15 protein-coding genes are annotated in these 10,890 nt (G+C 68.9%); all 15 read left to right on the forward strand.

Features of this window, described 5'->3' with window-relative positions:
- Positions 1 to 181 precede the first annotated feature (181 nt).
- Positions 182 to 1,159, forward strand: a complete 978-nt coding sequence (locus ACGFNK_RS38260; RefSeq protein WP_393423560.1) for a thioesterase family protein — start codon at positions 182 to 184, stop codon at positions 1,157 to 1,159.
- Positions 1,160 to 1,163: 4 nt separating this feature from the next.
- Positions 1,164 to 1,490 (forward strand): DsrE family protein, encoded by a 327-nt coding sequence (locus tag ACGFNK_RS38265; protein WP_393423562.1) that lies wholly within the window; start codon positions 1,164 to 1,166, stop codon positions 1,488 to 1,490.
- Positions 1,490 to 1,894: a hypothetical protein gene (locus ACGFNK_RS38270; protein ID WP_393423564.1), complete on the forward strand. Its 405-nt coding sequence runs from the start codon at positions 1,490 to 1,492 to the stop codon at positions 1,892 to 1,894. Before ACGFNK_RS38265 ends, ACGFNK_RS38270 begins: the two co-directional genes overlap by 1 nt.
- Positions 1,894 to 2,271, forward strand: coding sequence for a hypothetical protein (locus ACGFNK_RS38275; RefSeq protein ID WP_393423566.1), 378 nt, complete (start codon positions 1,894 to 1,896; stop codon positions 2,269 to 2,271). Before ACGFNK_RS38270 ends, ACGFNK_RS38275 begins: the two co-directional genes overlap by 1 nt.
- Positions 2,272 to 2,326: 55 nt before the next feature.
- Entirely contained in the window at positions 2,327 to 3,514 is a 1,188-nt protein-coding gene (locus tag ACGFNK_RS38280) for a beta-ketoacyl-[acyl-carrier-protein] synthase family protein (protein ID WP_386344725.1), read from the forward strand.
- Positions 3,511 to 4,455 carry a beta-ketoacyl synthase N-terminal-like domain-containing protein gene (locus ACGFNK_RS38285; protein WP_393423568.1) on the forward strand — a complete coding sequence of 315 codons (945 nt, stop codon included), beginning with the start codon at positions 3,511 to 3,513 and terminating at the stop codon, positions 4,453 to 4,455. Before ACGFNK_RS38280 ends, ACGFNK_RS38285 begins: the two co-directional genes overlap by 4 nt.
- Positions 4,456 to 4,512: 57 nt before the next feature.
- Complete coding sequence (locus tag ACGFNK_RS38290) at positions 4,513 to 4,902, forward strand: 3-hydroxyacyl-ACP dehydratase FabZ family protein (RefSeq protein ID WP_393423570.1); 390 nt, start codon at positions 4,513 to 4,515, stop codon at positions 4,900 to 4,902.
- On the forward strand, positions 4,899 to 5,456 hold the full coding sequence (locus ACGFNK_RS38295) for a 3-hydroxyacyl-ACP dehydratase FabZ family protein (protein ID WP_393423572.1): 558 nt from the start codon (positions 4,899 to 4,901) through the stop codon (positions 5,454 to 5,456). Before ACGFNK_RS38290 ends, ACGFNK_RS38295 begins: the two co-directional genes overlap by 4 nt.
- Positions 5,449 to 6,195, forward strand: coding sequence for a 3-oxoacyl-[acyl-carrier-protein] reductase (gene fabG / locus ACGFNK_RS38300; protein ID WP_393423574.1), 747 nt, complete (start codon positions 5,449 to 5,451; stop codon positions 6,193 to 6,195). The genes ACGFNK_RS38295 and fabG overlap by 8 nt, the downstream gene beginning before the upstream one ends.
- Positions 6,192 to 6,632 carry a DUF3995 domain-containing protein gene (locus ACGFNK_RS38305; RefSeq protein ID WP_393423576.1) on the forward strand — a complete coding sequence of 147 codons (441 nt, stop codon included), beginning with the start codon at positions 6,192 to 6,194 and terminating at the stop codon, positions 6,630 to 6,632. Before fabG ends, ACGFNK_RS38305 begins: the two co-directional genes overlap by 4 nt.
- 390 nt (positions 6,633 to 7,022) lie before the next feature.
- Complete coding sequence (locus ACGFNK_RS38310; RefSeq protein WP_393423578.1) at positions 7,023 to 7,799, forward strand: LuxR family transcriptional regulator; 777 nt, start codon at positions 7,023 to 7,025, stop codon at positions 7,797 to 7,799.
- A gap of 160 nt (positions 7,800 to 7,959) precedes the next feature.
- The gene (fabD, locus tag ACGFNK_RS38315) at positions 7,960 to 8,931 is read left to right on the forward strand and encodes an ACP S-malonyltransferase (protein ID WP_393423580.1); all 972 of its coding nucleotides are present in this window, start codon (positions 7,960 to 7,962) and stop codon (positions 8,929 to 8,931) included.
- A gap of 14 nt (positions 8,932 to 8,945) precedes the next feature.
- The gene (locus tag ACGFNK_RS38320) at positions 8,946 to 10,547 is read left to right on the forward strand and encodes an acyl-CoA carboxylase subunit beta (RefSeq protein WP_393423582.1); all 1,602 of its coding nucleotides are present in this window, start codon (positions 8,946 to 8,948) and stop codon (positions 10,545 to 10,547) included.
- A 5-nt stretch (positions 10,548 to 10,552) separates the two neighbouring features.
- A complete protein-coding gene (locus ACGFNK_RS38325) occupies positions 10,553 to 10,750 on the forward strand; it encodes an acyl-CoA carboxylase subunit epsilon (protein WP_393423584.1) in 198 nt (65 codons plus the stop codon).
- Positions 10,751 to 10,794: 44 nt separating this feature from the next.
- Positions 10,795 to 10,890 (forward strand): biotin carboxylase N-terminal domain-containing protein (locus ACGFNK_RS38330; RefSeq protein ID WP_279617129.1); only part of this gene is annotated, 96 nt, incomplete at its 3' end.

Consider the following 10,890-nt stretch of genomic DNA (forward strand, 5'->3'; position numbering starts at 1 on the left):
AGGACATTAGGCCGGGGAATCCCTCGGAACTCAGAACCGGCAGGAACCTGAAACGCCCTGGTGCAGAACGCCGGGCACGCCCTGCAGGAAGCTGTCAAGACCCCAGGCAGAACTCGAAGTTGGCCCTACGTTTCCTTCCGTCCGCAGAGCCCTGGACCAGGAAAAGGAACGGGCAATTCACATGCCATTCACGTCACTTACGGAAAAGCTGACCGCACTCACCGGCACGACCACCGACACCGAGGTGCGCCCCCGCTACGAGGGCAACAACATCAACACCTGGATCGGCTTCAAGCACGTCAACTACATGGTCGAGGAGGCCGTACTCGCGCATTTCCGCGCCGCGGGACTGCCCTCGCGCACCCTGTTCCAGGAATACGGTCTCGGCCTGGAGCTCGCCGAACTGGACACCCGTATCCTCAACGCCTTCCACCTGGACGAGACGGCCATCGCCACGGTCCGCCCCACCGGCGACGGCACCTCGCTGACCTTCGCGGTCTCCCTCTCCAAGGACGGGAAGAACAAGGACGTCACCGCCAAGGTGCGGGTCGCCCTGCGCCGTGAGCGCTATGTCGACCCCGCCGATTCCGTCCCGGCCGAGCTGGCCCCGTACGCCGTCGAGCGGATCGCGACCGCCGCGCCGGTGCGGGACGCCGAACTCGTCCCGAGCGCCGATCTCGGCCTGACCGCCACCCACCGGACCGACCCGCTGCTCAAGGAACTCGTCGAGGGCGGCAATGCCATCGCCTGGCGCTGGCGGGTTTCCTACCCGTACTGCCACAACAACGAGCGCCTGCAGATGTCCGGCTATCTGCGGCTGATGGAGGAGGCCAAGGACCGCTTCGTCGCCCATCGCGGCATCTCCATCAAGACCCTCCTCGACGAGCGCAAGTGGATTCCCGTGGTACCGCGCTCCTCGATCCGCTTCCTGGACGAGGCGCTGATGGAGGAGGAGCTGCACATCGTCTTCACCGTCGAGGACGTCTTCAAGGACCTCACCTACACCTCGCGGCTGGACTGCTACGTCATCCGCGACGGCAAGCTCGTTCCCACCGCCACCGGCACCATCGTGCACGGCTACGCGGTGTTCTCCGACCGCAAGGACTGGGCCCTCGTCCCCTTCGACGAGCACGTCCTGACGGCCCTGCGGGGCGAGTGACCCCGTGCTCGACTTCGTGCTGATCGAGTCGTCCGGACCCGCCTCCGGCCCGGCCGGCGCCCGGTTCTTCGACGACGCGGCGACCCTGGCACGGTCCGGCCATCCCGTCCGGTTGGTGCTGGTCCAGGAGGGCGTCACGGCCGCACTGCCCGGAGCGCGGCCCGGACTGACCGAGATCCTGTCGTACGGGGCCGAACTGTGGGTCGACCGGTACTCGCTGACCCAGCGCGGTCTCAAGGCGGCCCAACTGCCCGGGCAGGCCCGGCTGATCGGGATGGACGAGGTGGCGGGCGAGCTGCTGGCCCCCGGCACCAGGGTGGTGTGGCACTGATGTCGCGCACCCCGCAGACGGACGTCCTGCTCGTCGTGATGGGCCCTCCGCACACCGGGGAGCTCACCACCTCGGTGTTCCGGCTGCTCCAGGCGCTCCTGGAACGCGGCGCCAGCGTCCAGGTCTGGGCCTGCGGCTACAGCACCATGCTCAGCCAGGAGGCGCTCGGCGAGACCAAGCCGGCCAATCTGCTCGACCGCTATACGCAGTACCCGACCACTGTCGTACTGATCCGGGAACTCCTGGACGCCTTCCCCGGCCGGCTGCACTGGTTCGGCTGCCGGGCCTGCAGCGAGCACCGGGGCGCCACCGGGCACATCCCCGAGGTGCGTATGCGGGCGCCGCACACCTTCGGTGGCCATGTCCACGCCGCCACCAAGACGCTGTTCATGGGGGTGGCCTGATGGCCTCACTGGCGATCGTGGAGCGTGCGTACCGGGGAGCGGTCGAGGTCGCCTACTTCGACGCGCTCTTCCTCGGCATCGAGATCCACCGGCAGCTCGGCCTCGACCTGCTGCTGCGCGGCGAGGCCGTGACGTACGCGGTGAATGCCCCGGCGCCCGAACCGCTCCTGGTGGGAAAGCGCCCGGTGGACACCCTCGACGCGCCGCGCGCCGATCTGCTGAGGCTGCGCGATCTGGGCGTCGGGATCCGGGTGGAGAGCGAGGACCTCGCGGCCCTGGGGCTCAGCGCGGCCCGCCTGATCGACGGGGTCGAGTGCGTGGCGGCGGGCGAGTTCGCGGCCTGCTGGCCCGACTACGACCGGATCTTCTTCCTGTAGCCGCGCACCTCAACGCCCCATGAACACAGAGCCACTTCGAGAGGGAGAACAGACGGTGACCGAAGTCGTCATCACCGGTCTGGGCGCCCTGTGCCACCTCGGCGCGGGGGTGGACAGCTTCTGGCAAGGGCTGCTCGACCCCACCGAGCCGGTCGCGGCCCAGACCCCGGACCCCCTGGCCCACGTCCCCATCAGGGACTTCTACTTCCTGCCCGAGGGCGCACTGCCCCCGGAGCCGGCCACCGTCGACGGCTTCGCGGTCGGCGACGCCACCCGGGCGGCACTGAGCGTCGCCCGCGAAGCGGTGGCCGACGCCGGCCTCGACGTGCTCGCCGACGGCCGTACCTCTGTCGTGATGGGGACCTCCATCGCCGACGCGTACGTCATCGAGCAGTGGCGCGGTAGCAAGAGCTTCCCGGCGGACGACTCCTGGACACCGGTGTTCTCCACCGCGTCCGTCGTCGCCCGCCATCTCGGCACGGACGGCGCCGCCAGCACGCTGAGCAACGCCTGCTCGGGCAGCGGCTATTCGATGGCCATCGGCGCGGACATGATCCGCGCCGACGAGGCCGACGCCGTCGTGGTCGGGGGCTTCGAGACGTACTCCCGGGTCGCGCACGCCGCCTTCAACCAGGTCGGCGCGCTCGATCCGGTCAGCTGCCGGCCCTTCGACGCGACCCGGGGCGGCACCGTGCTCGGCGAGGGCGCGGGCGCGGTCGTACTGGAACGCGCCGAGACCGCGCGGGCCCGCGGCGCCCGGGTGTACGCGACGCTGACCGGATCCGGGTGGAGCTGCGAGGCATACCACGCGACCGGACTCGACCCGGACGGCACACAGATCGTGCGGGCGATGCGGGACGCGCTGGCCGAGGCGGACACCACCCCCGACGACGTCGACTTCGTCGTCCCGCACGCCACCGGCACCAAGCTCAACGACCTCGTCGAAACCCAGGCCATGTACGAGATCTTCGGTGAGCGGACCCGCCGACTGCCTCTCTACAGCCTCAAGGCGCTGATCGGGCACACCGGCGGAGCGTCCGGCGGCCTGGGCACGGTCGCCGCCGCGCTCTTTCTGCACTACGGCTTCCTCGCACCGAACCTGCCGGTCGCCACACCCGACCCGGACTGCCCGGTACATGTCCCCGTCTCCTCCGCCACCCCGGCCGGCCGGACCGCGATGGTCAACTCGTATGCCTTCGGCGGCAACAACATGTCCCTTCTGCTGCGGGGTGAACCGCGATGACCGCTGATGCTGATCTGGTGGTGACCGGCATCGGCGTGGTCACCGAGACCGCCCTGGACCCCGAGGGGAAGCGCACCAAGGGCTGGTTCGACCACCGCGCCGAGCTCGGCCGCGGCTACAAGTACCTTCCCAGGGCCAGCCAGTACCTCCTCGCCGCCACCGCACGGGCGCTCACCGACACGGGCGCGGAGCTCGCGGACGTTCCCGAGGACCGTCGGGCGATCACCGTCGGCACCAACAACGGCATGTCCGAGCTGCAGGGCGAGTTCGACCGCACGGTGATCGAGGGCGACTCGACCCTGCTCAGCCCGGCCACGGTGCCGTACTTCTCGGTGAACCTGGTCGGCTCCCGGGTCGCCATGGAGCACGGCCTCAAGGGCTTCAGCCTCGGCGTGCACAGCCCCCGGGTGGCGGGCCTCGAAGCCGTGCAGCACGGCGTACGGGCACTGCGCGCCGGACGGGCACGCTGGCTGCTCACCGGCGCCGCCGAGTCCCCGCTCGACTGGTCCGAGCCCGGCTCCGCCGGCAGCGAGGACGGGGCCGTGACCCTGGTCGTCGAGCGGGCCGAGGAGGTCGCGGCACGCGGCGGCCGGGCCCATGGCCGGGTGCAGGTGCGCAGCTTCCTGCTGCCGCCGCCGGTGGCGGACTCGCCCGGGGGCCGGGAGCAGGCCGAGCGGCTGCTCGGCGCCGCCTTCGCGGCCCTCGGCCTGACCCGCAGGAGTCCCCAGGTGTGGCTGATCGGCGGGGACGACGCCGTCACCGGCACGGTCGAGGCCGCGCTGGGCGAGGGAGCGATCAGGGCCTCGGCCGGTGCCGGCTGCCTGGGGCCGGCCGTGCAGGTCGCGGCCCTGCTGCGGGAGGCCTTCGTCGAGCAGCTCGTGATCGGGGTCGCTGCGCAGGGCAATGTCTCGGTCGCCCACGTGGTGCCCGGCTCGCGATGACCGCGGATCGCGTCACCGCCATCAACCACCCATCGCATGAAAGGAGTTGAGCCCATCATGTCCGTGGCATTCGCCACTCCCCTGAACCGCACCGTCCAGACCCTTGAGCGCCGTCCCACCGGGGCCACCACCCGGCTGACCGTGGGCGCGGACGAGCAGGTCTTCCGCGGCCACTACCCCGACTTCCCGATCTTCCCCGGGGTCTGCCTGGTCGAGACCGTCCACCACGCGGCACTGGCGAACCCGCCCGCCGAGGAGGGGCAGCCGGTACTCACCGCCGTGGAGTCGGTGCGCTTCCTCAGCCCTGTCTTCCCGGATGACGAGGTGACCGTCGAACTGGAGTGGAAGCTCAAGGCCGGTGCCTGGAAGGCACACGCTGCCCTGTCCACCGCCCGGGGCAGAACCGCCCAGGTCCGCCTTGGCTATGAACTGCGGGAGGCGTCGTGAACAGCACCGCGGAAGGCGCCGTGAACAGCACGGCACGAGGCATCGTGATCGGCATCGACCGGCTCAAGGAGACGCTGCCGCACCGCTATCCGATGCTGCTCGTCGACCGGGTCACCACCGTCGAACCGGGGGTGAGCCTCACGGCGATCAAGGCGATCACTGCGAACGAGCCCTGGTACGCGCAGCTCCCCGACGACGCCACCGAGGACGACCACGCTTATCCGGTCGCCCTCCTGGTGGAGTCCTGGTGCCAGGCCGCCGGTGTGCTCGCGCTCTGGGAGCAGGCCGGCCCCGAGGAACTCGCGGACCTGGTCATGCTCTTCGGCTCGATCAGCGGCATCCAGGTCCACGGCCGGGCGCTCCCGGGGAGCCTGGTCGAGCACCGGGTACGCCATGTCCGCAGCGTCGGCACCACGCTGATCTTCGAGGGCGAGAGCCTCCTGGACGGTGCGCCGCTGCTGACCGTCGGCTCGATCGTCATCACCATGCGTCCGGGCGGCGAACTGGCCGCTGACGGGGACAACACCACCGAAGGAGAGCTGACCCATGTCTGAACAGACCCCCAAGGTGGCCCTGGTCACAGGAGGCTCCCGGGGCATCGGCCGCGCCTGTGTGCTGCGCCTCGCCCAGGACGGTTACGACGTCGCCTTCTGCTACTCCTCGCAGTCCGCGGCGGCCGACGAGGTACGCAAGGAGGCCTCCCGCCACGGCACCCGGATTCTCGCGCTACGGGCCGACGTGGCATCCGCGGATTCGGTACGCGACCTCGTCAAGCAGGTCAACGAGCAGCTCAACCCCATTGACGTACTGGTCACTTCGGCCGGGATCGTACGGGACAACCCGCTGCTCCTGATGACCGACGAGCAGTGGGACGAAGTCGTCGACGTCAATCTCACCGGTACCTACAACGTCTGCCGCGCCGTCGTCTTCGACATGCTCAAGCGCCGCTCCGGCTCGATCGTCACGCTCTCCTCGGTGGCGGGCGTCTATGGCATCGCCTCGCAGACGAACTACGCAGCCACCAAGGCCGGGATCATCGGCTTCACCAAGTCGCTGTCCAAGGAGGTCGGGCGGTACGGGATCCGGGTCAACGCCGTCGCACCCGGCTTCATCGAGACGGACATGGTGGCGGGGCTGGACCCGGAGTACTCGAAGCAGATGGTCTCGGGCGTGCCGCTCGGCCGGATGGGCTCCGCCGACGAAGTCGCCGATCTGGTCTCGTATCTGTCCTCGGACCGGGCCGCGTACATCACCGGTTCGGTGGTCCAGATCGACGGTGGGATCGTCCTGTGACGACTGTGATCCGCACCGTGGTCCCGGCGGCCCTGACCGTCGCGCTGGTGGCGATCGGCGGCCTTCACTTGATCTGGGCGTTCTCGCCCTGGCCTCTGGACGACAAGGTGTCCTTCACCAGGACGGTCGTGGGCAGTGACAGCGGAGAGATGCCCCCGCCGGCGCTGTCCGCCCTCGTCGGTCTCGCGTTGATCGCGGGCGCCGCGCTCATCCTTATGGTCAACGAGACCTTCCCGGCGATCGGCCCCGGCTGGCTGCGCACACTGGGCGTCTACGGCCTGGCCCTGGTCCTGCTCGGCCGGGGCGTTGGTGGCTTCCTGCTCAACTCGGACGCCACCAGCGAATTCCAGCGGTGGAACAACGCGCTGTACTCGCCACTGTGCGTGGCCCTCGGCCTGCTCGGCGGGGCGGTCGCGATTGCCGCGAGCAAGCGCTGAGCAGCACCTCGCCGGCGGGGGCGCACGTCCCTGGCCCCCTCCGGTTGTGGGAAACACCACGTTAATTCTCGAACCATTCCCCATGAGAGAACTTCGGAGCTCGGGGCGATCGCCGCGCGGGTCGCGTCAGAGCAAGCCCTTTCATCAAGGTCCGGGGCGGTGTCTTCGCCGATTTCCGGCGGAGTTGACGAACCCTCACATTTCCGTCGGGCAAATAGTTCAACCCTCACTGAAATGAAGTGCGTTGACTGTCAACTTTGCGCCACTGTACTGTTGGGTACGACTGAAGTTGTGATCGTAGCTTTACGTCGGATCAGCAGTAGGGATTGAGCGATAGGGGCCCTGGTCGGGGCCCCGATCGCCGTTCCGTGCCACGGGGGTGGACGCAAAGTGTCTAATCAAACGGAATTCACGCCACATTCCAGCGGCGAGGCGGAAATCGCGCTTCTGGAGATACGCTCGCTCATCGATTCGGTCTTCCCGAAGAACCAACTCGCCTCGGCGGAAAGCGGCTCGCTGCTCACCACCACCGAGGATTCCCATACGGCACTTCGTGCGCTGGCCGATCAGCTGGGCCGGGCCGAACGCCGCGTGGACGTCGTCCTGCCCTCGGACCGTTCCGGGGCCGGACTGCCGACCTTCGTACTCTCCCGGGCGCCGAAGAGCGTGCCCGGCGGTGTCCGTATCCGCATGCTCGGATCCCAGTCCACAGCCGAGCAGTTCGCTCTGCTCGATCTCAAACGACGGCGGCACGACCTGGAGATCCGCATCACCGACGCACTGCTGCACGGGGCTGTCATCATCGACGGACGCACCGTATTGACGCGACACGTGAAGGAAGGCACCTCGCACGCCGCGCACGTGCGCGCACCGGCCGTGGTCCAGGCCTTCAACGCACTGTTCGCCGGTGCTTGGAAACGTGCGGTTCCGTTGTCACTGGACCGAATTCGCCACGAGTTCCCCCAAGAAATCCTTATCTGCCTGCGTGAGGGCTACATCGACGAAGTCGCCGCCCGTGAGCTGTCGATGTCCGTACGTACCTACCGCCGGCATGTGGCGGAGATCATGCGCCTCCTCGGTGCAAACTCTCGTTTCCAGGCAGGCGTGTTCGCCGCCGAAGCGGGACTGCTGCGCAGCGAACGCAGCCAGGAACAGCAGGCCGGCTGACATTCCAGTGGCTTGAACGCAGCAACATGACATTCAAGTCGGCCACACCACCCCGGAATTCACGTCTCCTGTCAGTTTCTGGCCATTGCGCCGACCTGTCTCCTGCCGGCTGCCTAGCGTCCGACGCATGAACCGATTCCCTTGAAAGGGGTGCGCCGTCATGGGAAAGACCGCATTCGTCTTCCCCGGCCAGGGGTCACAGCGGGTGGGCATGGGCCTCCATCTGCTGGAGCAGCGGCCGGACTTGCTGGACACGTACTACCGGACGGCGGACGAGATCCTCGGCCTTCCGCTGTCCCGGCTCTGCTGGGAAGGCCCCGAAGAGATGCTGCGTGACACGTCCGTCACCCAGCCCGCCGTGTTCCTGACCAGCATGGCCACACTGGACGTCCTGCGCGAGCAGGGCATCGAGCCCGATCTCGTCGCGGGCCACAGCCTCGGCGAGTACACGGCCCTGGTGAGCGCGGGCGTACTCGACTGGACCGACGCACTGCGTCTGGTGCGCCGCAGGGGCGAGCTCATGGCCGAGGTCAACGCCGAGGTGCCCGGCCGCATGGCAGCGGTCATCGGCCTCGACTTGGCCACCGTCGAGGCTCTTTGCGCACGAGCCGCCGCCGAGACCGGCCAGATCGTCGAGGTGGCCAACGACAACGAGCCGGGACAGGCCGTCGTGTCCGGGCAGGACAGCGCGGTGGAGCGCGTCTGCAGCGACGCACGGGACGCCGGCGCCGTCAGGGCGGTCGTCCTGGAGGTGGGTGCGCCCTTCCATTCCAGCCTGATGGCCGGAATCGAGGAGGAGTTCGCCGCCGAACTCGCCAGGACCGAGCTGCGCGCTCCGCGGGTGCCGGTGGTTTCGGGGGTCACCGCAGACCTGGTCGGCCCGGCCGATGACATACGTGGCTGCCTGCGGCGCCAGCTCGCGGGCCGGGTCCGCTGGACCGGCGCCGTGCGCACGCTGACCGCTGCCGGGGCCGGCAGGTTCGTCGAAGTGGGGCCGGGCAATGTGCTCTCCGGTCTGTGCCGGCGGATCGCGCCCGACGTGCCGGTCAACACGACGAACGACGCACGCAGGCTCGCCAGGACCATCGCACTCGCCGGCCATGAGCCCGCCCGGCCCGGCGCCGCGGCATGAAGGGGGACACGGGGATGCACATCGTCTCGTCGACCGATGAGGATTCCGCGACCGATGCTCCGGTGCGGGACCTGGGCACCTGGCTGGACGAACTCACCGAGCTCAAGGACCTGGTCAGGCAGGGCCCTGACCCGGCCGCAACCGAACGCCAGCACGCCAAGGGCAAGCTGACGGCGCACGAGAGGATCGAACTGCTCCTCGACGAGGGCTCGTTCACCGAAATCGAGGCACTCCGCCGGCACCGGGCGACCGGCTTCGGCATGGAGCAGCGCCGCCCGTACTCCGACGGCGTGATCACCGGCTGGGGCACGGTGCACGGCCGCACGGTCTTCTTGTACGCGCACGACTTCCGGGTGTTCGGAGGCGCACTCGGCGAGGCACACGCCGAGAAGATCCAGAAAGTGATGGACCTCGCCGAGGCCGCGGGCGCCCCGCTGGTCTCGCTGAACGACGGAGCGGGCGCCCGCATCCAGGAGGGCGTCACCGCGCTCGCCGGCTACGGCGGCATCTTCCGCCGCAACACCCGCTGCTCCGGGGTGATCCCGCAGATCAGCGTGATGCTGGGGCCCTGCGCCGGCGGCGCCGCGTACTCCCCGGCACTGACCGACTTCGTCTTCATGGTGCGCGGCACCTCGCAGATGTTCATCACGGGTCCCGATGTGGTGCAGGCGGTCACCGGAGAGCGGGTGAGCCAGGACGAACTCGGTGGCGCCGACGTCCACGCGGGCACCTCGGGTGTCGCGGCCTTCGCGTACGACGACGAGGAACAGTGCCTCGAAGAGGTCCGCTATCTGCTGTCCCTGCTGCCCTCCAACAACCGTGAACTGCCCCCCAGGTCACCAGTGGCGGACTCGCCGGTCCGCAGCACCGAGACGCTCATCGATCTCGTGCCCGCCGACCCCAGCCGCTCCTACGACATGCGCAAGGTGATCGAGGAGATCGTCGACGACGGCGAGCACTTCGAGGTCAGCGAGCGCTGGGCGGCCAATGTCATCTGCACGCTGAGCCGCCTCGACGGCCATGTCACCGGCATCGTCGCCAACCAGCCGGGCAGCATGGCCGGGGTCCTCGACATCGAGGCCTCGGAGAAGGCCGCACGCTTCGTCCAGTTCTGCGATGCGTTCAACATTCCTCTCGTCACCCTGGTGGACGTGCCCGGCTTCCTGCCGGGCGTCGGCCAGGAGCACGACGGCATCATCCGGCGCGGCGCCAAACTGCTCTACGCCTACTGCAACGCCACGGTCCCCCGTATCTCACTGGTGCTGCGGAAGGCCTATGGCGGCGCGTACATCGTCATGGACTCGCGTTCCATCGGCGCCGATCTGTCACTTGCCTGGCCGTCGAACGAAATCGCGGTGATGGGCGCCGAGGGCGCCGCGAACGTCATCTTCCGCAAGGAGATCGCCGCCGCCGACGACGCGGACGCGATGCGCACTCAGAAGATCAAGGAATACCAGAGCGAGCTGATGGGCCCGTACTACGCAGCCGAACGCGGCCTCGTGGACGACGTGATCGACCCGGCGGAGACCCGCTCGATCCTCATCCGCTCACTGGAGATGCTCCGCACCAAGCACGCCGATCTGCCGTCGCGCAAGCACGGCAACCCGCCGGTGTGATGGCGATGACGACACATGCTCCCCATTTGACGGTCGTACGAGGAGATCCCGACCCGGAGGATCTCGCGGCACTGATCGGCGTGCTCATCGGCAGCGCCCGGAGCGCGCCGGAACCGGTGGATTCCGGTCCCCTCCGGGCGGGATGGGACCGCGCATACGGCGTGGTCTGCCCTCAGGCGGGATCCTGGAGGTCACCGCGATGACGCGTGATCGCGCGTTACGAGAGCTGCCAACGGCCAGGCTCCCGATGCGCAAGGTGTTGATCGCCAATCGTGGCGAAATCGCTGTCCGTGTCGCCCGGGCGTGCCGAGACGCCGGTATCGCGAGCGTGGCGGTGTACGCC

The organism is Streptomyces sp. NPDC048825 (assembly GCF_043198355.1).
GTDB lineage: Bacteria > Actinomycetota > Actinomycetes > Streptomycetales > Streptomycetaceae > Streptomyces > Streptomyces xiangluensis.